This is a genomic window from Sabulicella glaciei (genome assembly GCF_026183895.1).
In the GTDB taxonomy this organism is placed as follows: Bacteria; Pseudomonadota; Alphaproteobacteria; order Acetobacterales; family Acetobacteraceae; genus Roseococcus; species Roseococcus glaciei.
In genome coordinates this window covers 132,595-153,499 of sequence record NZ_JAPFQI010000001.1, presented here as the reverse complement: position 1 = coordinate 153,499, position 20,905 = coordinate 132,595, and the positions used below count along the sequence as shown (strand labels likewise).

The 20,905-nt window shown below is 73.1% G+C and carries 17 protein-coding genes; 2 read left to right on the top strand and 15 right to left on the bottom strand.

Annotation, left to right across the window (positions count from 1 at the left end):
* Positions 1–230: 230 nt before the first annotated feature.
* The 15 genes from OF850_RS00670 to OF850_RS00600 all read right to left on the bottom strand — a co-directional run bounded on the left by OF850_RS00670 (position 231) and on the right by OF850_RS00600 (position 17,988).
* Positions 231–1,607: a DEAD/DEAH box helicase gene (locus tag OF850_RS00670; RefSeq protein WP_301587738.1), complete on the bottom strand. Its 1,377-nt coding sequence runs from the start codon at positions 1,605–1,607 to the stop codon at positions 231–233.
* 206 nt (positions 1,608–1,813) lie between these two features.
* The gene (locus tag OF850_RS00665; protein ID WP_408906450.1) at positions 1,814–2,086 is read right to left on the bottom strand and encodes an acylphosphatase; all 273 of its coding nucleotides are present in this window, start codon (positions 2,084–2,086) and stop codon (positions 1,814–1,816) included.
* Positions 2,086–2,787, bottom strand: a complete 702-nt coding sequence (locus tag OF850_RS00660; protein WP_301587737.1) for an ATP12 family chaperone protein — start codon at positions 2,785–2,787, stop codon at positions 2,086–2,088. Before OF850_RS00660 ends, OF850_RS00665 begins: the two co-directional genes overlap by 1 nt.
* Positions 2,784–5,105 (bottom strand): AsmA family protein, encoded by a 2,322-nt coding sequence (locus OF850_RS00655; protein WP_301587736.1) that lies wholly within the window; start codon positions 5,103–5,105, stop codon positions 2,784–2,786. The genes OF850_RS00660 and OF850_RS00655 overlap by 4 nt, the downstream gene beginning before the upstream one ends.
* Positions 5,102–6,064 (bottom strand): RluA family pseudouridine synthase, encoded by a 963-nt coding sequence (locus OF850_RS00650; protein ID WP_301587735.1) that lies wholly within the window; start codon positions 6,062–6,064, stop codon positions 5,102–5,104. The genes OF850_RS00655 and OF850_RS00650 overlap by 4 nt, the downstream gene beginning before the upstream one ends.
* A 32-nt stretch (positions 6,065–6,096) precedes the next feature.
* A complete protein-coding gene (locus OF850_RS00645; RefSeq protein ID WP_301587734.1) occupies positions 6,097–6,978 on the bottom strand; it encodes a glycosyltransferase family 2 protein in 882 nt (293 codons plus the stop codon).
* A gap of 16 nt (positions 6,979–6,994) precedes the next feature.
* Complete coding sequence (locus OF850_RS00640; RefSeq protein WP_301587733.1) at positions 6,995–7,876, bottom strand: MBL fold metallo-hydrolase; 882 nt, start codon at positions 7,874–7,876, stop codon at positions 6,995–6,997.
* Between the two features lie 64 nt (positions 7,877–7,940).
* A complete protein-coding gene (gene rsmA / locus OF850_RS00635) occupies positions 7,941–8,738 on the bottom strand; it encodes a 16S rRNA (adenine(1518)-N(6)/adenine(1519)-N(6))-dimethyltransferase RsmA (protein WP_301587732.1) in 798 nt (265 codons plus the stop codon).
* Positions 8,739–8,767: 29 nt separating this feature from the next.
* Entirely contained in the window at positions 8,768–10,069 is a 1,302-nt protein-coding gene (locus OF850_RS00630; RefSeq protein WP_301587731.1) for a peptidylprolyl isomerase, read from the bottom strand.
* 70 nt (positions 10,070–10,139) lie between these two features.
* Positions 10,140–12,545: an LPS-assembly protein LptD gene (locus OF850_RS00625; protein WP_301587730.1), complete on the bottom strand. Its 2,406-nt coding sequence runs from the start codon at positions 12,543–12,545 to the stop codon at positions 10,140–10,142.
* Positions 12,545–13,666 (bottom strand): LPS export ABC transporter permease LptG, encoded by a 1,122-nt coding sequence (lptG, locus tag OF850_RS00620; RefSeq protein ID WP_301587729.1) that lies wholly within the window; start codon positions 13,664–13,666, stop codon positions 12,545–12,547. The genes OF850_RS00625 and lptG overlap by 1 nt, the downstream gene beginning before the upstream one ends.
* Positions 13,663–14,796: an LPS export ABC transporter permease LptF gene (gene lptF / locus OF850_RS00615; protein ID WP_301587728.1), complete on the bottom strand. Its 1,134-nt coding sequence runs from the start codon at positions 14,794–14,796 to the stop codon at positions 13,663–13,665. Before lptF ends, lptG begins: the two co-directional genes overlap by 4 nt.
* 7 nt (positions 14,797–14,803) lie before the next feature.
* Positions 14,804–16,228: an FAD-binding oxidoreductase gene (locus OF850_RS00610; RefSeq protein ID WP_301587727.1), complete on the bottom strand. Its 1,425-nt coding sequence runs from the start codon at positions 16,226–16,228 to the stop codon at positions 14,804–14,806.
* A gap of 30 nt (positions 16,229–16,258) precedes the next feature.
* Positions 16,259–17,221 (bottom strand): L-threonylcarbamoyladenylate synthase, encoded by a 963-nt coding sequence (locus OF850_RS00605; protein WP_301587726.1) that lies wholly within the window; start codon positions 17,219–17,221, stop codon positions 16,259–16,261.
* Complete coding sequence (locus OF850_RS00600; protein ID WP_301587725.1) at positions 17,218–17,988, bottom strand: 3'(2'),5'-bisphosphate nucleotidase CysQ family protein; 771 nt, start codon at positions 17,986–17,988, stop codon at positions 17,218–17,220. Before OF850_RS00600 ends, OF850_RS00605 begins: the two co-directional genes overlap by 4 nt.
* A gap of 88 nt (positions 17,989–18,076) precedes the next feature.
* Here OF850_RS00600 and OF850_RS00595 point away from each other — a divergent pair, with 88 nt between their 5' ends.
* Positions 18,077–19,540 (top strand): leucyl aminopeptidase, encoded by a 1,464-nt coding sequence (locus OF850_RS00595; protein WP_301587724.1) that lies wholly within the window; start codon positions 18,077–18,079, stop codon positions 19,538–19,540.
* Complete coding sequence (locus tag OF850_RS00590; RefSeq protein WP_301587723.1) at positions 19,537–20,895, top strand: leucyl aminopeptidase family protein; 1,359 nt, start codon at positions 19,537–19,539, stop codon at positions 20,893–20,895. The genes OF850_RS00595 and OF850_RS00590 overlap by 4 nt, the downstream gene beginning before the upstream one ends.
* The last annotated feature ends 10 nt before the right edge of the window (positions 20,896–20,905 follow it).

Genomic DNA, 20,905 nt, shown 5'->3' with positions numbered 1-20,905 from the left:
GGTGCCAAATCTCTGGATGGTGCCGCCGGTCCATTGGACGGAAGCGGAGCCCCCAGCCCCACCGTTGCCCCCCGGCCCCCCCGTGGTGATGCCGCAGATCCGGCCGTCGCTGGCAGCCCCGCTGCCGCCCGGGGCCCCCCCGCCCCCCCCCGCTGGGGGGGGTGGGTGCCTCCGCCGGGGGGGGGGGGGGGGGGGGGGTGGTGCCCCCCCCCCCCCCCCGGCCGGTTCGCTCAGCGGCCGCGCGCCATGAAGACGCGGCCCGCGTCGTCGCCCGAGCGGCGGCGCGGGGCTTCGCCGCCGCGCGGCGCGTCGGGGCGGCGCTGCTGCTGCCCCTGCGGCTTCGCCGGCCCGCCCTTCGCGGCGGGCTGGTGACGCGCCTGCGCCCCCTGCGGCTTGCGCGAGGGCTGCTGATCGCGACCCGGGCGCGGCCCGCGCTGCGGGCGCACTGGGGTGGCGCGATCGTCCAGGCGGCCAGACTTGTCGGCGCGGTGGTCCTCCATCGGCACGGACTGGCGCGTCAGGCGCTCCACCGCTCGCAGCAGGCCCAGCTCGTCCGGCGCCACCAGGGCCACCGCCTCGCCCTCCGCCCCGGCGCGCGCCGTGCGGCCGATGCGGTGGACGTATGTTTCCGGCACTTCCGGCAGGTCGTGCTGGATGACGTGCGTCACCTCGCGAACGTCGATGCCGCGCGCCGCGATGTCGGTCGCCACCAGGATCGGCGCCCGGCCCGACTTGAACTCGGCCAACGCCCGCTCGCGCTGGCTCTGGCCCTTGTTGCCGTGGATGGCATTGGCCGCGAGCCCGTCCTGCTCCAGCGCCTTCACGATCTTGTCCGCGCCGTGCTTGGTGCGGGAGAAGATCAGCGTGCGGCCCACGCCCTCGCCGCGCAGCAGCTTGGCGAGCGTCGCGCGCTTCGCGCCCGGCTCCAGCAGGATGGCGCGCTGGTTCACGCGCTCCGCCGTGGTGGCGACGGGCGTCACCTCCACGCGCACCGGTTCGCGCAGCATGTCGCGGGCCAAGTAGGCGATGTCGGACGGCATGGTGGCCGAGAAGAACAGCGTCTGCTGGCGCTGCGGCACCGCGGCCACGATCTTGCGGATCGGCGGCAGGAAGCCCTTGTCGAGCATCTGGTCCGCCTCATCCAGCACCAGCACCTCGACATGGTCGAGGCGGGCATGGCGCGTGCCCATGTGGTCGAGCAGGCGGCCCGGCGTCGCCACCAGCACGTCCACGCCGCGCGCCAGGGCGCGCTGCTGCGGCACGTGGCCGACGCCGCCGAACACCACCTCGGTCGAGAAGCCGAGATGCTTGCCGTACTTCTTGAAGCTGTCCGCGATCTGCGAGGCCAGCTCGCGCGTCGGGCTCAGCACCAGCACGCGGCAGCCGCCGCGCGGCGGGCGCCCACCGCCCTGCTTCAGGCGATGAAGGATGGGCAGGGCGAAGGCCGCGGTCTTGCCGGTGCCGGTCTGGGCGATGCCCAGCACGTCGCGGCCCGCGAGGCCGGCCGGGATGGCCTGCGCCTGGATGGGGGTGGGAGTCTCGTGCCCAGCCTCCGACAGCGCCTGCAGCAGCAGGGGGTCGAGGCCGAGTTCGTCAAAACGGGTCATGATTCATCCTGCGGCGCGAGCGCGCCGCGTGTCGTCGTATCGTGGGGAAAGCCCCGCGTTCTGGGCCGTTCCGGGCTTGAAAGCCTCATGGAACCGGCAGGACGGGCCTGGGCTTTCGCCAGGCCGGCTAACGCGGCCGGTTCCGGGCGGGCCAGGAGGCCCGCGCGACATTCCCAACATGCTGCATTGCAGCGGCGATTGCAAGATCAGGCGGTGGGGAGGCGATGAAATCCCGGCTCGCTCGGATCTTCCGCCAGGCTTTCCTCCAGCGAATCGACGCGCGCCGCGGGCGGGCCGCGCCGGCAGGCGAGGAGAACTTCCTGCACGGAGGGCCGGTCACCCGCCAGCAGCGCCTCCACTGACCCGTCGCGCCGGTTCCGCACCCATCCCGCCAGGCCATGCGCCCGCGCCTCCGCGACCAGCCAGTCCCGGTAGCCCACGCCCTGCACGCGCCCGGCGATGCGGACCAGCGTCGCCATCAGCGCGCCAGCGCCGCGAGGCGCGCCGCCATGGCGATCTCCCCCGCCACGCGGGTCCGCCGCTCCTCCGCTTCCCAGTCCAGGCCCCATCGCTCCTCCTGGAACAGCTCGTCCAGGATGGCGAGGCGATGCGCTTCTTCCGGCGCGAGGCCGCCCTGCGTGACTGCGAGCCCCAGCACCAGCGAGCCGAGCGCGGGCACCAGCACGCCCAACGCCGCGAGGGCCACGGGCGGGTGCGCCGCCACCGCCCCCTCCAGCGCCCGCAGCGCTGCCGAGGGCTGGCGCAGCGGCATGATGCCCTCCGTCACCGCCAACTCCGCGCCCAGCGCATCGCGCGACCAGTCGAGCCAGGGCTGCCATGCCTTGGCCTGCCGCGCCGCCAGCGCCGGGTCATCGGCGCGGTAGCAGAGCAGGTCGGTCTCGCCATAGCGGGCAATGGCGGCGACGGTGGGGGCCGGGTCGGGGGCGATCCGCTCCGCCGCCGTGCCAACGAGGCGGGTGAGCGGCACGTCGTCCCAGCGCATCTCGCCGCCCTTCGTGCCGCCCGCGGCCTGCCATTCCGCCGCCAGCGCATCGGCGAGCGGCGCCTGCTCGACGGAAAGCGTGCCGCCGCCCGGCAGGCGCACCGGGCGCCCGTCCAGCCGCACCGCGAAGCGGCCATCCTCCGGCACCACGCCGGCCTCGTCCCAGAAGCGCTTCATCGCAGCAGTCCGCGCAAGAGGTTCTCGATCACGGGGGCTGGGTTGCGCGCCGGGTCGGCCGGCCGTGCCGCAGGGGCGGGCACGGGTCCCTCCCGTCCGCCCCGCGCCACGCGAAGCGCCGCGCCGCAATCCGGCAGGGACGGCCCCGCCTGGTTGGGCAGCACGCCGCCGATCCCAGGCACCAGCCGCTCCAGCTGATTGCCCAGATCGCCGGCCAATGCCCCCTCCACGAGGCCGCGCGCTTCCAGCTTCGGGTCCAGCAGCGTGCCGGTCACCGGGATGGGGGCGCGCACCCGCACCCCGGCGACGCGGAGATCCACGGTGATCCGGCCATTCAGCGTCTCGTCGCGCAGATTGACTGTCCCCTCCCCGGCGGCGCGGCCGGGCGCGCCTTCGAGATACAGCACCTCCGTCCGCGCCACGCCGCGGTCCAGCCGCCAGCGGAAGGCGCCGCAGGAAAGCGGCACGGCGCCGCCGGCCCCCGGCACGATCTGGCCGACCGCGTTGGCCCATCCGCCGGTCAACCGCCCTTCCGTCACGGCGAGGCCAAGATGCCCCGTGGCGGTCGCCGCCAGGGCCCGGGTGGTGCGTCCCTGCCCGCGCAGATCCATGTCCAGGTCGCCACGCCCCTGCACCGGCCCGCCTCTTGTCAGCGCGCCGAGGTCAAGCCCCTGCCCGCTCCCCGCCACCTGCAAGGCCGGCGGGTCGGCCATCGCATCCGCCGCGAGGCGCAGGTTGATCCGGCCGCCGGGCACCGTCGCCTGGAACGGATCGAGGCGCGCCCGACCGCCTTCGTTGACGAGGCGCCCGGACACGTCGCGGTAATCCGTCCCGCTCCAGCGCAGCGCGCCGATGCGGAAGCGCAGGTCGGAATCGAAGAGCCGCAGTGCCGAGACATCCACGGGCACCTCCGGGATCAGCCGGGCCGGACCCCCAGGCGCGGGCGAAGGCGTCGGCGCTGCCTGGGCCGCAGGGGCCCCCGCCCCGGCCGCGGCGCGTGCCGTCAACACGTCGAGGTCGAGGCGTTCGGACTGCACCTCCCCCCGCAGGCTGGGTCGTCCGGCCCAGCCCAGTTCCAGGTTCCCGCGCAGATCGCCCGCCGAGGAGTTGAAGGAAAGCTCTTCGAGCGCCGCGCCGGTGGTCCCGCGCGCCGTGACGCGCGCCGCCAGAGCCACGTCGCGCAGTGGCGGCAGGCCGATGCCGGCCAGGGCGGCGACAGGGGCAAGCTCCGGCGCCCGTCCTTCCACACGCAGCGCGCCGGGCCACTGCCCGGTCACCGCAAGGGTGCCGCCTGCCGCCTCCGCGCGCAGCGCGACGGGGGCTGGGCGCCCCTCGGTGAAGGCGATGGGCGTGGCCTCTCCCGTGATCACCAAGGGCTGGCCGCGAAACTGGCCGCGCGCGTCCAGCCGTGCCGGGCCGTCGATCGCCGCCATGGAAAGCCGCGCCCCTTCTAGGGTGAAGTCGGGCAGCGCACCGCCCTGCGCCGTCGCCTCCAGCGAGGCGAGGCGCGGCGTGCCGCCCACGATCCCACCCTCGGCGCGCAGGGACACGCCGGTCAGCGGCGGCAGCGGACGCCCTGCCAGGCCCGACAGATCGGCCAGGCGCGGTGCCTGCGCCTCCAGCCGCCCCTGCCAGTCCGCGCCCTCGCGCCGCGCCTCGGCGGAAACGCGGGCGCCGGGCAGCGTGGCGGAGATCCGCCCGCCCTCCGGGCCGCCGCGCCCTTCCACCAGCGCCTCCGCGCCGCGCGCCACCAGCGTGGCGGAAAGGTCGTAGGGCTGGCCCAGCCCCGTCCCGGCGATGCGGGCGCGCGGCACGACGATTCGCTCGCCGCCCACGGTCACCACCCAGTCGCGCAGCGTCACCTCGCGGATGTCGAGCGCCGTGCCGTCCTCCGCCGGGCGCGCCGTCGGTTCGGGGGTGGGCGCAGGCGCGACCTCCGCGCGCGTGGGGGTAAAGTTCCAGTTTCCCTTCTCCAGTAGGAGGTCGCCGCCTTCCAGGGTCAGTGCGCGCACCTCGGCCCGCCCGCCGATCAGCGGCAGCAGGGCGAGGCGAAGCTCGGCGCGGCGGAGCGTCAGCATCTCGGGCCGCGAGCCGCCCTCGACATTGCCCAGTCGCGCCCCCTCCAACACCACCACGGGCACGAGCCCCGGCGTCAGCGCAAGGCGTTCGGCCGAGAAGGGGCGGCCCGTGGCGCGCGACACCGCCTCGACGAGGCGTGGCCGGAAGGAGTCCGCGTCGAAGAACAAGAGAAATCCGCCGATGACGAGCAGCGGCAGGAGGATGACGAGGCCCAGAGCCACGAGGAGCCAGCGCCTCATGCCCGGCGCCTCGGCGGGCGGGGGGCGGGATTGTCGAAGCCCAGGAAGCGCATCGTTTCCTCCATGTGCGGCGGCACCGCCGCTTCCACCTCCAGCATGCCGCCGTCCGGGTGCGGCAGACGCAGGGCACGGGCATGGAGGTGCAACTGGCCGGACAAGCCTTCCAGATGCGCCGCCGCCCCGCCGTATTTTCCGTCGCCCAGGATCGGGGTCCGCAACGCCTCGGCACAGTGGACGCGAAGCTGGTGCGTGCGCCCGGTCAGCGGCTCCAGCCGCAGCAGCGCCGCGCGACGACGGGCCTTGTCCAGCACGGCGAACTCGGTCGTGGCGCGGCTGCCCTTGGGGTCGGGCGCCATGCGCTCGCCGCGCGGGCCGCCCTCCTTGGACAGCGCCATCTCGATGCGGCCGCCCGCGTGTTCCGGCTCGCCCACCACTACGGCCCAGTAGGTCTTGTGCACGTCGCGGCCCCGGAACGCCGCCGCCAGCGCACCCGCCGCGGACTGGCTGCGCGCCAGCACCAGGAGGCCGGAGGTGTCGCGGTCCAGCCGGTGGACAAGGCGCGGCCGATCCTCCGCGCCGAAGCGCAGTGCTTCCAGCGCACCGTCCAGGTGGCGCGTGATGCCGGGCCCTCCCTGCACGGGCAGTCCATGCGGCTTGTCCAGCACTATCACGCTCTCGTCGCGGAAGAGCACCCGCGCCTGGAGGTCGCGGGCCAGGGCCTCGGGCACCGGCTTCGGCTCGGCGCGGGGCGCCGGGGTGGTTGGCATGGGGGGGACGCGCAATTCCGCACCGGCAGGCAGGCGCGTGTTGGCCTCGGCCTTGCGGCCGTCCACGCGGATCTGCCCGGTACGCAGCATCTTCTGCAGGGCCCCCTGGGTGAGCGCGGGGAAGCGGCGCTTCAGCCAGCGGTCGAGGCGCGTGTCGGCCTCGGCGGGCGGGACGGTGAGGATCTCAGGCATGGCCGCATCATAACGCAGCCGGGCCGCCCCGGTCAGGCGGCCCCTTCCGGAGGCCGGTCCACGGCCCGGACGCCGCGCAGGAAGGCCAGGGTCCCGGCCAGCCGCGCCGACCACTTGGCGCGCGACGGATGGAAAGGCCGGAAGGCCAGCCGCGCCGCCAGTTCGGCCGCCAGGCCCACCCCATGCGCCGCCGCCCGCACCCTGCCGCGATGCTTGCGCTCCATGTGCAGGGCCGACCACGCCATGTGCCAGTGCTTCCACCATTCCAGGCGCGGCGAGGGTGCGGAGGAGCGACCGGCGGCGTGGTCCAGGGCCGCTCCCTGCACATGCACGAGCGAATGCCCCGCCCGGCGCAGGCGAAAGCACAGATCGTCATCCTCGAAATACAGGAACAGCGCGTCGTCGAAGCCGCCTACGGCGCGGAAGGCGTCCATGCGAAAGAACATGGCGGAGCCGCCGACATAGGGCGCGCAGCAATCCCCCGAGGGCATGGCGGGCACCGCCCCGCCGCGCTTCTCGAACAGCCCCGGCCGACCGAATTGCAGCGCCCCGTCCGGCGCCCAGCAGCAAGGCGCCAGCATACCCGCTCCCGGATAGCGTTGCGCCGCATCCAGCAAGGCCTCGAACATGCCAGGGCGGCAGCGCACATCGGCGTTCAGCAGGATGCCGAAGGGGGTCTTCACCTCGGCGAAGCCGAGATTGGCCGCGCGCCCGAAGCCCAGGTTGCGCGCAGGCCGCAGCACCTGGGCCCGCGGCGCAAGGCGAGCGGCGAGGTCGGCGCTGCCATCCCCGCTCGCATTGTCCACCACGACGAGCGGCACCGCCTCCGGGATGGAGGCGAGGCAGCCAGGCAGAACCTCCGCGCTGTTGAACGACACCACGACGGCGGAAACCGCGCCGATCCCCTCCGTCATGCGTGCCGAACCCGCATCAGTCCTGCGCCCACTCCCAGGCATAGCCCGAGGTGGCGCGCTTCAGCCGCCCGGCCGTGGGGCTCGGGAAGTGAATGGGCAGCAGCACCGTGTCCGTATCCGCCACTTCCGAGAACACCTCGCGCCGCGTCTTCCGCGCTGCCTCCGCGTCCCAGCAGAAGATGGTGGAAAGCTCCGGGTCCGAGCACTGAAGCTGGTGGTGGAACATGTCCCCGGTGATCATCGCGCGCTTCCCGCCGCTCTCGATGCGCAGGCAGCAATGGCAGGGGGAATGGCCAGCGGTGAGCATGAGCGAGATGCCGGGCTCGATCTCGAACCCCTCCTCCACCAGCAGCGCCTGCCCGGCCTCGACAATGGGCTTGCAGTTCATGCGCCACACGCCGCCCGCGCCGCCGGGGCGATCCACGCCCTCCTGGTCCAGCTTCTCCCAGGCTTCGTACTCGCCCTTGTGGAAGACGTATTTCGCACGCGGGAAGAAGGGGACCCAGCGCCCATTCTCCAGCTTCGTGTTCCAGCCCGAATGGTCGATGTGGAGGTGGGTGCAGAAGACGTAGTCCACGTCCTCCGGCTTCAACCCCGCGACCGCAAGCTCGTCCAGCCAGCGCTGCTTGGGGAAGTCCATGGGCGGGCCGTAGCCCTTGTCCTCGCCGGTGCAGGTGTCCACGAGGATGACGTGGCGCGCCGTGCGGACGATGAAGGTCTGGTAGGTGATGACCATCTTGCCCGACTCGCGGTCGAACACCTCGGGCTGAAGCCCGGCGACGTTCTGCGCCTGCTTCGCGGAATCGTAGCCGAGAAAGAAGTCCTCCGGCCGCCGCCACGGCCCGTCGCGCTCGATCACGCTGGTGATGGACACGTCGCCGACGCGCAATTCCTTCATGTCGTTTCCCCTGGTTGCACCCGAAAAGGTGCCCCCTTCCCGTGCGGGAGGGAACCCCGGCCCGTCAGGCGCCGCGCGCCAGCACGCCGCGCGCCAGCGCCTCGAAGGCAGGGATGGGAAGCTCCTCCGCCCGCTTCTCTCCGGCGATGCCGGCGCCTTCCAGCAGCGCCTCGGCGCCGCCCAGGGATTTCAGCGCGCCGCGCAGCATCTTGCGACGCTGCCCGAAGGCGGCGGCCGTCACCCGCTCCATCGCCCGGAACAGCGCCGGCTCCGGCTGATCCGCGCGCGGCTGCAGCACGACCACGGCGGAATGGACGCGCGGCGGCGGGCGGAAGGCCCCAGGCGGCAGGCGCAGCCCGATGAAGCACTTCGCCACCCACTGCGCGATGACGGCGAGGCGCCCGTAATGCTCCGTGCCCGGCGCGGCGACGATCCGCTGCGCCACCTCCTCCTGGAACATCAGCACCAGCCTTTCCCAGGCGGCCGCCTGGGCCAGCCAACCGAGCAGCAGGGGCGTGCCCACGTTGTAGGGCAGGTTCGCCACCACTTGCCGCGGTGCCGGCAGCGCCGTGCCGTCGAAGCGCAGCGCGTCCTGCCGCAGCACGGTGAGGCGCCCGGGCTGGGCCGCCTCGAGCTCCGCCAGCGCGGCCAGGGCCCGCTCGTCCAGTTCGACGGCGGTCAGGTGCGCGAGAGGCGAGGCAAGCAGCGCGCGGGTGAGGCCGCCAGGACCGGGGCCGACCTCCAGCACGTGGCGGCCCGAAAGATCGCCGGCCAGCAGCGCGACCCGGCGGCACACCGCCTCGTCCAGCAGGAAGTGCTGACCCAGCGCCTTGCGGGCATCCAGCCCGAAGCGCCGCGGCACCTCGGACAGGGGGGTTAGCGCCTCCCCGCTCAGCCGCGGGTCTCGATGATGGCGCGGCGGCGCAGGTCGCGCAGCAGCTGGCGGCTGATCACCTCCACGCGCTCGCGCAGGATCTGGCCGCGCGCCTGCTCGGCCGTGAAGCGCGGGGCCTCGCGCTGCTCCCGCTCGCACACCATCAGCAGCAGGATGCCGTCATTGGAAATGACGGGCTGCGAGGCGCGCCCGATGGGCAGGGAGGCGAGCATCTGCCGCAGCGGCGGCGGGTTCAGCCCCTCCAGGCGAAGCGGGCCGGGATCCGCCGGGCGGTCGCTGGTGCGGGGCTGCTGCTCCATCGCCTCGCAGCCGCGCAGCGTCGAGGAAAGGCGCTGCGCCCGCTCCAGCATCTGGCGATGCTGCTCCGTCGGGTTCTGCGGGTCGAGGCGCGTGGCGAAGGGCAGGAAAAGCTGCCGCACCGAGATCATGGTGGAACGCTGCTCGGACCCCGCCTCGCGCTTCGCACGCAGCGTGACGATCTGGTAGCCGCCCGGGACGCGGATCGGATTGCTGACCGCGCCGGGCGGCATGCGCTCGATGATGGAGGCGACCTCGGAGTCCAGTTCGCGCGGGACGACCCAGCCAAGGTCGCCGCCTTGCAGCGCGGATTGCGCCTGGCTGAACTGCGTCGCCACCACCGGGAAGGGGGAGCCGCGGCGAAGCTGGCCGATCACGTCCTCGGTGAAGCCGCGCACCTCGGATTCCACGCGCGGGTCGTCCACCGGGATGAAGATCTCGCCGACCAGGTACTCGGTCTGGCCGCGGCGGGCCTCGTGCTCGGCGACGGCGTCGCGGACCTCCGCCTCGCTCACCTCCGCCTGTGGGCCGAGGGCGACGCGAAGGAGGCGGCCCCAGCCGATCTGCACGCGGATCTGATCGTACAGGACGCGCGGCTGCACCCCGGCGCCGCGAAGCTGGGCGCGCAGCGCGCCGGAGGGCAGGCCGTTGCGCGACTCGATCTCGCGCACCGCCTCGGCGATGTCGTTGTCGGTCACGGCGATGCGCTGGCGCTGCACCTCCTGCAGGCGCAGCTTCTCGTCGATGAGGAGGCGCAGCACCTGCGGCTGCAGGCGCGCCAGCGTCTCCGGCTGGACGGGGACGCCGGAATTCAGCGCGAAGAGCCGGGCGCGCGAGGCCACCTCGGCCTGGGTCACCACGTCGCCATTCACGACGGCAAGGATGCGGTTGGTGGCGCCGGGCGCCTCCACGGCGCGCGGAGCCGCGCCGCGCGTCTGGGCGGGGGCGGGCCCGGCCATGAGGGCCAGGAGGGCGAGGGACGAGGCGGCGACGCGGAGCATGGTTGCGCGTCTTAGCGCAGTTCCGCGCCAAACCGGAACTGCCTGCCCTGGCAGGGTTGGCCCTGCCCGCTCAAATCGCCCGCAGGAAGTAGTCGCCCACGGTCTTGAAGCCGACCCGCACGAGGAAGACGGTGTTGCCCAGATACTCCCGGTTGGTGATCGGATCGCTGGCGAAGCGGCGCAGGAGGCGGCCTTCGACGATGAAGCACTCGTCCTCGTAGCCGCCCGAGGCGATGACAGCGACCGGCTCCTGGCGGCGCACGTCGTAGCGAACGCTGGCGTTCAGGCGCCACACCCCGCCCGCCGCGGATCGGACCTGGCCGCCCACGCCGAAGGACACCTCGTTCCGCCCCTGGTCGCCGGACAGGAACGGCAGGGCCGGGGCGTAAAGGTAGCCCGCGGTGAAGGAGAGCCCTTCCACCGGCCCCACCCGGCCGAGGGAAAGCCGCGCGACAGCCTCGCTCTGGCGATGCTGGCCCGACTCGCTGTCCAGCCGGGTCCGGCCCGTCAGGTCCAGCCACGACACGGGGGAGACGCCGACCCGCGCCACATAATCGGACCAGCGGCGCTCCAGCCCGGTGTTGCGCGGGAAGATCGCCTCGTCCGACATGCGGTAGGAGCGGCCGACGACGCCTTCGACCCGCCCGCCATTGGGGAACCGCCAGGCGCCGCGCAGCGCCGCGTCCACCCGCGTGCCGCCCTCGAACCGGTCGCGGCCGGCGAAGCGGTCCAGCTGGAACAGGTTGGCGTCGTTGAACTCGAAATCGACCGCGTCCTCGTTGGGGAACATGGTCTGCCGGCCGGTCGAGGGACCGGTCACGACCTGGATGCGCGGCTCGATCAGCTGGCTGCCCCAGGCGCCGGCGTCGCGGACCAGCGGCATGCGCCAATCCACGGCGAGGCGGAAATTGCCCGCCACATGCTCGCCATTGGCCGCCGGCTGGGAGACGGTCAGCTTCTCCTGTCCCCGCGCCACCACGCCGCGGAGGTCGCCCTGCGCGCGGACGGTCCAGATGCCGCCCGCCGCGTCGTGGAAGGGACGCTCCCACCGGGCCCGCGCCGTGACGCGCTGGCTCCACGCACCGACCGGACGGGTGAGGCCGAGCAGGCCGGAATCCACCGTCAGGTAGCCGCCTAGGATCTTCCGGCCCGGCGCCCACTCATAGAAGGCATTGGGCGTCACATAGGGCGTTTGGCTGAGGTTGTCGGTGGAGCGCAGCCCCTGATAGGCGCGCAGATCCACCCGCGCATAGGCTTCGGTGCCCCAGAATCCCTCCGCATACACGTCGCTCACCAGGAAGCGGCGGATGTCGAAGCGATAGGTGCGCAGATACTGCTCGGAGGAGGCGCGGTTCAGGTTGAAGCCCGCGCGCCAGTTCTCGTTCAGGGCGACGCGGCCGCGGGCGAAGATGTGCCCCGACAGCTCGGAACTGGTGCGGACCCCGGCCGAAAGCCGCTCGGCGTCATTGCCGTCGAAATAGCCGATCGAGCCCTGGACCTGCAGCTCGCCATTGTTGAAGCGGCGACGGTATTCGAGACCGAGATTGGGCAGGACCTTCTGCGCGATGATTGGCGTCACCAAAAGGTCCTGCGTGTCGTCGATCGCCCAGAAATACGGGACCTCGGTGAAGGCGCCGAGGAATCGCGTGTAGCCCAGCGTCGGGAACAGGAAGCCCGAGGCTCGCGGCGTCTGCGGATCGGGGTGCGAGAAAAAGGGCGTGTAGAGCACCGGCACGCCGCCGATCTGGATCGTGGCGTCGCGGTAGGAGATGCGCTGCGCCTCCCGGTCCTGGGTGGCGAGGCGCGCGCGCATCTGCCACAGCGGCGGGCGCTGCGGGTCCTCGGCGCACAGGTTGCAGGAGGAATACACGACGCGCGCAAGATCGGTGACCGTGCCGCCGCTCCGCCGCGCCCCATTCGCGGCCATGCGCGCATTCTGCGCAAGCCGGGCCCGCACCTCGCGCAGCACGCCGTCGCGGAAGCCCTCGGTCAGCTCCACTTCCTCGGCGTAGAGAACGGTGCCGTCCGCCTCGATGATCTGTACCTGGCCGCGCAGGATCGCGACGCCCGTCTCGCGGGCGTAGATGAACTCCTGCGCGCGGAGGAAGCGCTCGCCCTGCCACGCCTCGACGTTGCCGCGTGCGGTGACGATGCCGCGCTCGCGGTCGTACTCCACCTCCTCGGCCGTGAAGGTGACGGGCTGGTCGCCGCCGGAGGGCTGAGCCTCGGTGCGCGGCGTGGAGGGCGCGGCAGGTGGCAGGGCCGGCAGGTCGCGCAGCGTCGGTCCCGGCACGCTCGCCAGCCCTTCGGCCGACGGCGCGAGGTTCACCACCGAGCCCTGCGCGAAGGCGGCACCCGAGGCGATGGCAAGCGCGATGCCCGCCGCGCCGCTCAGCAGGGAATGGCGGCTTCGGTCGCGATGGGTGGGAAGCCCGCCGCGGGCGAGCCGCGGCTGGAAGGGGGGCGGGGCGGCCATTATCCGTCCTCCTGATAAACAAGCAACGCTGCGGAAGTCAGCAATCCGGCCACGGCCGGTACCCAGGCGGCGATCGCCACCGGCAAGGCGCCGCTCTCGCCGAACTCGCCGGTGACACGGTCGAGCACGAAAAGCGCGAAGCCCGCGGCCACACCGGCGCCTATCATGCGCGCAACGCCGCCGCGGCGCGAGTGCCGCATGGAAAACGCGGCGGCCAGCAGCGCCATGGCGATGGCCAGGACGGGCGCGCTCAGCATGGACTGGAACTGCAGCCGGTGCCGCAGGGCCGAGAACCCGGCCGCCTCCAGCACCGCGATGAAGCCTGGCAGCGCCCAGAAGGAAAGCGTGTCGGGCGAGGCGAAGCTGTCCTCGATGCGGTCGGGCGTCAGGTCGGTGGGCAGCGCCATCGTGCCGGCGGCGCGGGGCTGCCGGTCGGCGCCGAACACGACCGCCTCGTCCAGCACCCAGGTATTGGGCAACAGCCGCGCATGCGGCGCCTCGACGCGCTCCAGCGCGCGGTCCGTCGCGGAAAGCCGCCAAATCGTCACTTCGGTCAGCACGAACTCCGCGCGCGCCGAGGCGAGGAGGCGCGCCGGGCGGCCGGACACGATGGCGATGCCGTTCGGATCGATCCCCCGGTCCGACTGGCGCAGCCAGAGCCGCCCGCCTGCCAGCGCGGTCACCCCGCCGCCGGCGCGCAGGAAGGTGGCGTCCAGCCGCTCGGCCCGCGCCAGCATGGCCGAGGAAAGCGGCGAGATGGCCGTGATGGACACGAGGCCGAAGGTGAGCGCCACCACGACCGGCCCGGCCAGGAAACCCCAGGCCGAGACGCCGGCCGCACGCGCCACGATCAGTTCGGAAGCGCGCGCAAGGCGCCAGAAGGCGACGATGCCGCCGAGCAGGATGGCGAAGGGCAGGATCTGCATGGCGACGAAGGGCACGCGCAGCCCCGCGATGCCGGCGACAAGGCCGAAGGTCGCATCGGGACGCGTGGAGGCGCGACGCAGCAGCTCGATGAAGTCGAACATCGAGACGAGCAGCGTCAGCGCCACGAGCATCAGCGTCGCCGTGCCCAGGAAGCGCCGGGCGACATAGAGGGTGAGGGTCGGCGCCAGGATCATCGCGCCCAGCCCCGCAGCCGTTCCGTCAGCCCGGGCATGCCGCCCACCACCCAGGCGGAGATGATGCCCGGCAGCAGCGCATGCAGCCAGATCAGGAAGATGAGCTTCGGCTGCCGCGCCGCCATGGAACCGATGCCGAGGCCCAGCGCCAGCAGCCCGACCATGACCAGCGCCCCGATGGCGAGTGGCCCGGTCCCGCCATGGCGACGGAACCCCGCCGTCAGCGCCACAGCGAGCGCCAGCATGGCGAAGCTCAGCGCGGTGAGCGGACCCGCGAGGCGCTGATGCGCCTCCGCCAGGAAGCGGCGGCGGTCGCGCACCGAGATCTCCGGCTCGGGGTGGAACAGCTCCTCCAGCGTGCGTTCCTGGGCATTGCGGAAGCGGCTCGCCTCCGTTCCCCGGCTCGCCCGGGCAAGGTCCAGGCTGTTCTCCTGGAAGGACAGCACGGAAAGCCGCGGCACCGCGTTCGCGTCCGGCTGCCCGCCGCGCTCCAGCTGCTGGCGCTGGCCGTTGAACAGCGTCACGCGCGGCCCCTCGGGCGTCTGGGTCAGGCGGCCGCTTTCCGCCAGGATCGTCACCGGCGCGCCGCGTTCCCGCGTGTCGTGCACCAGGATTCCGCGCAGCGTGCCATCCGCGTCGCGGGAGCGGGCGTAGACGGTCAATTCTTCGCCCACCGCGGAGAAGACGCCTTCCTGCAGCAGCAGCCCGGCCATCTGGTTGCGGATCTCGAATTGCCACTCGCGGAAGGCGCGCGCGGAAACCGGCGTGAGCCAGAGGTTCAGCACGTAGCAGAGCATCGTCGCCACCGTGCCGATGGCGAGCGCCGGCCGCGCCAGCTGCCAGTTCGACAGCCCGGCGGCGCGCATCACCACCAGCTCCCGGTCGCTGGCGAGGCGGACATAGGTGAACAGCGTCACGACGAAGGTGGTGATGGGCAGGATGACGCCAAAGAAGGAAGGCAGTAGCAGCCCCGTCAGCTCCAGGAACACCCAAAGCGACAGGCCGCGGTCGAGCACCAGTTCGATGAAGCGCAGGGACTGCGTCAGCCAGACCAGCGCCGCCAGCCCCACCGTGACGGCGAGCAGCGCGGCGCCGAGCTGGCGCATCATGTAGGTGTCGAGGCGGCTCATCACCCGGTCATGCGTCCCCGGGCAGCACCTTGCCCGGATTCATGATGCCCAGGGGGTCCAGCGCGGCCTTGATGGCGCGCATCGCCGCCAGCTCCGCGCCGCCGCGCCATCCGGCCATCATGTCGGTCTTGAGCCGCCCGACCCCGTGCTCGGCGCTGAAGGAACCGCCCAGGCGGCGCACCACCTCGTTCACCGTGTCCATGATGTCGTGCGAGCGGGCGAGGAAATCCTCGGCCGTCATGGATTCCGGCTGCTGCAGGTTCATGTGGATGTTGCCGTCGCCCATGTGGCCGAAGGGCACGGGGCGTGCGCCGGGGATTAGCGCACGGCAGGCCTCCGATGCCTCGCGGATCAGCGTGGGCACGGCGGAAACGGGCACGGAGACGTCGTTCTTGACGGAAGCGCCGGCGCGCTTCTGCGCCTCCGGATGCTCCTCGCGCAGGCGCCAGATCGCGGCGCGCTGCGCCTCGGACTCGGCCAGCGCCGCGTCCGTCACCTCGCCCGCTTCCATGGCCGCCTCCAGCACGCCCTCCATCAGCGCGCGCAGCCCGGCCCTTTCCCGGCTGGCCGAAAGATCCACCAGCGCGTAATGGGCCGCCCTTTCGGAGAGCGGCAGGGTCGCGCCCTCCACGTAGCGGGTGACGAGGTCCATCCCGGTGCCGGACATGTATTCGAAGGCGCGCACCGCGCCCTCGTCGGCGGTGCGGAACCGGCGGAACAGGGTCAGCGCCGCATCCTCGTCCGGCACGGCGCAGAGCGCGGTGGCCGTCTCGCGCGCCGCGGGAAAGATGCGCAGCACGGCGCGGGTGATGATGCCGAGCGTCCCTTCCGCCCCCACGAACAGGTGGCGCAGCGCGTAGCCGGTATTGTCCTTGCGCAGCCGCCGCAGCCCGTTCACCACCGAGCCGTCGGGCAGGACCACCTCCAGCCCCAGCATCAGCTCGCGCGCATTGCCGTAGCGCACGGTGGTGTTGCCCCCGGCATTCGTGGAAAGCAGCCCGCCGATCATCGCCGTGCCCTCGGCGCCGAGCGAAAGCGGGAAAAGCGCCCCGTGCTCCTCGGCCGCGCGCTGGGCATGGGCCAGGACCAGCCCGGCCTCGACCGTCATGGTCATATCGGCCGTGTCCACCTCCAGCACGCGGTTCATCCGCGCGAGGCTGAGCACGACCTGGCGCGGCTTCGCCTCCGGCGTCGCCCCGCCCACCATGGAGGTGTTGCCGCCCTGCGGGATGATGGCGATGCCGTCCCGCGCGCACAGGCGGACGCAGGCGGCGACCTCCTCCGTCGTGGCGGGGCGCAGCACGGCCATCGCCTCGCCGCGCCAGAGCCCCCGCCAGTCGCGCAGATACGCCTCCATGTCGGACGGATCGGCGATGATGCCGGCCGGGCCGAGGATCGAAGCGAAATCCGGGGGAAGGCTATCCAGGGGCATGGATGGGTTATACCCGCCCCGGCGCCAGAGTCACCGAGGCGCGGCGGCGCGGGCGAGGCGATCGCGGATCGCTTCGGCCAGCCCATCCCCCGGCACCGGCATCGCGGCAATGCGAAGCAGGCCGCGCCGCGACCCTTCCGCATCCAGGAAGCGAAGCCCGGCGAAGAGGCGCGCAGCCGCCTCCCGCAAATCGCCGCTTTCCGAAAGCTGGAAGCTCAGCCCGGCGCCTTGCAAGGCTGGCCCGAAGGCGAGCAGCGCCTCGTCCGGCCCCGCCTCCTGCGCCTCCAGCCGGACCGGAAGGCCCGGCGCGTAGTGGGACAGCAGCAGCCCCGGCGAGCGCAGGGTCGGGCTGGGCCCGGCATCGGGCTTCAGCGGACGCCCGACCGGGCCGATTACCGCCTCGATCGCCTCGGCCGGGATGCCGCCGGGGCGCAGCAGCGCCGCGCCGCCGGCCGACAGGTCCAGTACGGTGGATTCCAGCCCGACCGTGCATTCGCCCCCTTCAAGCACCGCGGCGATGCGCCCACCCAGCTCGTCCAGCACATGCGCGGAGGTGGTCGGCGAAACGCGGCCCGAGCGGTTCGCGGAAGGCGCGGCGACCGACGTCCCGGCGGCCCGCACGAACTCCAGCGCAACGGGATGCGCCGGCACCCGCACTGCCAGCGTGTCCAGCCCGGCCCCGGCGAGCAGCGCGACTCGCGAATCCACCCGGCGCGGCAGGACCAGGGTCAAAGGCCCAGGCCAGAAGGCCGCGGCCAGGGCCTGGGCACGCGAATCGCCGCGCACCTCGGCGAAGGCCGCGCCGGCATCAGGAAAGTGGCAGATCAGTGGGTTGAAATGTGGCCGCCCCTTGGCCTCGAAGATCGCGGCGACGGCGCGATCGTTCCGCGCGTCGCCGCCCAGCCCATAGACCGTCTCGGTGGCGAAGGCGACGAGTTCGCCCGCGCGCAGCAGCGCCGCCGCTTCCTCCGGATCCTGCAGCAGCCGTGTCACGGCCGCGTGCCGAAGGCCAGGAATCCGTCCTGCCGGTAGCCGGGCTTGCCGTAGCGAAGGGGCCGCCCCTGGAGGTCGAGCACGGCGCCCCCGGCCCCTTCCAGCACCGCCTGGCCCGCGGCCACGTCCCATTCCATCATCGCGGCGCGCGGGCGGGGCGACAGATCGGCCTCGCCGGCCGCGAGGCGCGCGAACTTCAGCGCGGAGCCGAGCTTCAGCACCCCCGCCAGCTTCATCCCCGCGCAATGCTCCGACACGGCCGCCTCGTCGGTGCGGGAGCGGCTCTGCACCACCACCACGCCCTCGGGCGGCGGGCGGCGGGTGCGCAGGGGGGTGCGGCGGCCGGCCTCGTCCTCCGTCCAGGCGCCGATCCCCGCCCCGCCGGCGTGCACGAGGCCCCGCGCGGGTTCCGCCAGCACGCCCAGCAAGGGGACACCGGCCTCCACCAGCGCGATGCAGGCGCAGAACTCGTCGCGGCCGGCGGCGAATTCGCGCGTGCCGTCCAGCGGGTCCACGAGCCAGAAGACCGGGGCCGGAGGCGGCGGGTCCGAGGCCTCGCAGGCCTCCTCGGCCACCACGGGCCAATCGGGCGTCAGGGCCAGCAACCCTTCGGTGATGACCGTCTCGGCCAGGCGGTCGGCGGCGGTGACGGGGCTTTGGTCGGACTTGCGCTCCACCGCGAAGCCGGCCCGCCGCACTGCCATGATCGCCTCGCCGGCCTGCCGAGCGAGGCGGGCCATGGCGTCGAGGAGGCGGTGATGTTCCATGCCCCCGGGCTTATCCCCCCGCCCCACATGACGCAACGCGGGGGGCGGCCTATCCTCGCGCCCACACATTCGCGGAACCGGAGCCTTCATGCCCGACATCGCCTTCACCAAGCCGACGCTGCCCCGCTCCGGGGCGCTGGTCCTGCCCTGCTTCGAGGAATCCCCGCTGCCCGCCATGGCGCAGGCGCTGGACGAGCAGGCGGGCGGCGCCGTTGCCCGCGCGGCGCAGGCTGCCGCGTTCAAGGGCCGCAAGGGCCAGTCCGTCCTGCTCTGGGCGCCCGTTCCGTCGCTGACCCGCGTCCTCCTGCTCGGCCTCGGCAAGCGCGACTCGTTCAAGGCAGAGGAAGCGGGCGGCGGCCTCGTCCCGCATCTGCGGATGGAGCGCGAGGCGACCGTCGCGACGGAAGGGCTCTCGGGCGCCGAGGTGGCGGAGATGGCGATGGGCGCCCTGCTGCGCGACTGGCGCTTCGACCGCTACCGCACGACGGAAAAGCCGGAGGACAAGCCCAAGCTCGCGAAGCTTTCCTTCGCCACGGCCGAGGCCAGCGCTGCCAAGGCCGCCTTCCCCGCCCTGCGCGCCGTCGCCGATGGCGTGTTCCTGGCCCGCGAACTGGTCGCGGAGCCGGCGAACATCCTCACCCCCGCCGTGCTGGCCGATCGCTGCCGCGAACTCGAGCGCTTGGGCGTGCAGGTGGAGGTGCTGGGGCCGAAGGAGATGCGCAAGCTCAACTTCGGCGCGCTTCTCGGCGTCGCACAGGGCTCGGCCAACGAGGCGCGCACCGTGGTGATGCGCTGGAACGGCTCGGGCCGCCGCAAGCCCGAGAAGCCGCTCTGCTTCATCGGCAAGGGCGTCACCTTCGACACGGGCGGCATCTCCATCAAGCCGGCGGCGGGGATGGAGGACATGAAGTGGGACATGGCCGGCGCCGGGGCCGTGATCGGGCTGATGGCCGCGCTGGCCGGGCGCAAGGCCAAGGCCGACGTGGTGGGCGTGGTCGGGCTGGTGGAGAACATGCCCTCCGCCACCGCGCAACGCCCCGGCGACGTGGTGACGACGGCCAGCGGCCAGACGGTGGAGGTGATCAACACCGACGCGGAAGGGCGCCTCGTCCTCGCCGACGTGATCCACTACGCGATCGAGCGCTTCGACCCGCAATTCATCGTGGACCTCGCGACGCTGACCGGCGCCATCATCATCGCGCTGGGCCACGAGCATGCAGGCCTCTTCGCCAATGACGACGACCTCGCCGCGCGCATCGAGGCGGCAGGCCGAGCCACGGGCGAGAAGTGCTGGCGCATGCCGATGGGCGAGAGCTACGACAAGCAGCTGAAATCCGAGATCGCCGACATGAAGAATGTCGGCGGGCGTCCCGGCTCCTCCATCAGCGCGGCGCATTTCATCGGGCGCTTCGTGCAGGGCAAGCCCTGGGCCCATCTCGACATCGCCGGCACGGCGTGGAGCAGCAAGGACACGGCCACCGTGCCCAAGGGCGCCACGGCCTTCGGCGTGCGCCTGCTGGACCGCCTCGTCGCCGAGCATCACGAGGGGTGATCCGACTCCGCCGCGCCCCCGACGAGGAGGCGCACCGCCTCCTCCCCGACTCCGCGCTGTCGCGCGGCGAAACGAGGGGCGAGGCGGGGCTGACCCGCGTCGGCGCCGCCGGAGCGGAATCCGCGCGCGACTTCGAGGCGTTGGGCGCGCGCGCCGTTGCCGCCGCGCCGGTGGAGGCGCGGCACCTCGCCCTCGACACGCGCGACTTCCCGGCCGGGGCGGCGCGTGCCCTGGCCATGGGTGCGGCGATCCGCGCGCACCGCTTCTCCCTGAAATCCGTGCCCGGACACCGCAGGCTGGAAGTGGTGGCCGATGCGCCGCGCAGCCTCGACTGGGAGCGGGCCGAGGCGACCCTGGCCGGGATGGAGTTCGCCCGCGACTGCGTCGCCGAACCGGCGAACCGCCTTTCGCCCGAGGGCTTCACACGCCGCCTCCTGGCGCTGGAAAAGGAAGGGCTTTCCGTCCGCGTCCTCGATGCCGTGCGGCTGAAGGCGTTGGGCGCGGGCGGCCTGCTGGCGGTGGGGGGCGGCGCGGTGGAGCCGCCGCGTCTCGTCGAGATCGGCTGGAAGGGCAGCTTCGACGCCCCGCCCGTCGCCTTCGCCGGCAAGGGCCTCTGCTTCGACACGGGCGGCATCTCCATCAAGCCGGCGGCGGGCATGGAGACGATGCGCGCCGACATGGCGGGGGCCGCTGCCTGCGCGGGCGCGATGCTTGCCCTCGCCCGCCGCCGCTCCCCCTGCCCCGCCGTCGCGCTGCTCGCCATCGCGGAGAACGCGACGGGCGCGCGCTCCTACCGGCCCGGCGACGTGCTGCGCATGGCATCCGGCGTCACGGTGGAGGTTCTGGACACGGACGCGGAAGGGCGCCTGGTCCTCGCCGACGCGCTGCACCTCGCTGCACGGAACCACCGGCCACGCGCCTTGATCGACCTTGCGACCCTGACCGGCAGCGTCATCGTCGCCCTTGGCCATGCGCGCGCGGGGCTGTTCGGCAACGACCCCGCCCTGGCCGCCGCCGTCGCCGCCGCCGGGGAGGCGGTGGGCGAGCGGGTCTGGCCGTTGCCGATCGGCGAACGGCATCGCGACGATCTGCGCTCCGAGATTGCCGACCTGCGGCAATGCGCCCCCGCCGGGTCGGGCGCCTGGGGCGGGCGCCTCCTGCCCGATGCCTGCCATGCCGCCGCCTTTCTGCGCGAATTCGCCGGAAGCCTGCCCTGGGCGCATCTCGACATCGCGGGCGTGGACACCGCGGAGGATGACGAGGGGCTCGCCGCACGCGGCCAGCCCACCGGCTTCGGCGTCCGGTTGCTGGACGCGCTGGTGGAGCGGCATTTCGAGGATCCGCACAGGGTCTGACGGAATCCCG

Excerpts from the sequence above, each read along its gene's own strand:
- OF850_RS00640 (WP_301587733.1), bottom strand. The coding sequence starts at position 7,876 with ATGAAGGAATTGCGCGTCGGCGACGTGTCCATCACCAGCGTGATCGAG.
- OF850_RS00670 (WP_301587738.1), bottom strand. The coding sequence starts at position 1,607 with ATGACCCGTTTTGACGAACTCGGCCTCGACCCCCTGCTGCTGCAGGCG.
- OF850_RS00665 (WP_408906450.1), bottom strand. The coding sequence starts at position 2,086 with ATGGCGACGCTGGTCCGCATCGCCGGGCGCGTGCAGGGCGTGGGCTAC.
- OF850_RS00645 (WP_301587734.1), bottom strand. The coding sequence starts at position 6,978 with ATGACGGAGGGGATCGGCGCGGTTTCCGCCGTCGTGGTGTCGTTCAAC.
- OF850_RS00660 (WP_301587737.1), bottom strand. The coding sequence starts at position 2,787 with ATGAAGCGCTTCTGGGACGAGGCCGGCGTGGTGCCGGAGGATGGCCGC.
- OF850_RS00595 (WP_301587724.1), top strand. The coding sequence starts at position 18,077 with ATGCCCGACATCGCCTTCACCAAGCCGACGCTGCCCCGCTCCGGGGCG.
- OF850_RS00625 (WP_301587730.1), bottom strand. The coding sequence starts at position 12,545 with ATGGCCGCCCCGCCCCCCTTCCAGCCGCGGCTCGCCCGCGGCGGGCTT.
- OF850_RS00630 (WP_301587731.1), bottom strand. The coding sequence starts at position 10,069 with ATGCTCCGCGTCGCCGCCTCGTCCCTCGCCCTCCTGGCCCTCATGGCC.
- OF850_RS00655 (WP_301587736.1), bottom strand. The coding sequence starts at position 5,105 with ATGAGGCGCTGGCTCCTCGTGGCTCTGGGCCTCGTCATCCTCCTGCCG.
- OF850_RS00650 (WP_301587735.1), bottom strand. The coding sequence starts at position 6,064 with ATGCCTGAGATCCTCACCGTCCCGCCCGCCGAGGCCGACACGCGCCTC.
- lptF (WP_301587728.1), bottom strand. The coding sequence starts at position 14,796 with ATGAGCCGCCTCGACACCTACATGATGCGCCAGCTCGGCGCCGCGCTG.
- OF850_RS00610 (WP_301587727.1), bottom strand. The coding sequence starts at position 16,228 with ATGCCCCTGGATAGCCTTCCCCCGGATTTCGCTTCGATCCTCGGCCCG.
- lptG (WP_301587729.1), bottom strand. The coding sequence starts at position 13,666 with ATGATCCTGGCGCCGACCCTCACCCTCTATGTCGCCCGGCGCTTCCTG.
- OF850_RS00600 (WP_301587725.1), bottom strand. The coding sequence starts at position 17,988 with ATGGAACATCACCGCCTCCTCGACGCCATGGCCCGCCTCGCTCGGCAG.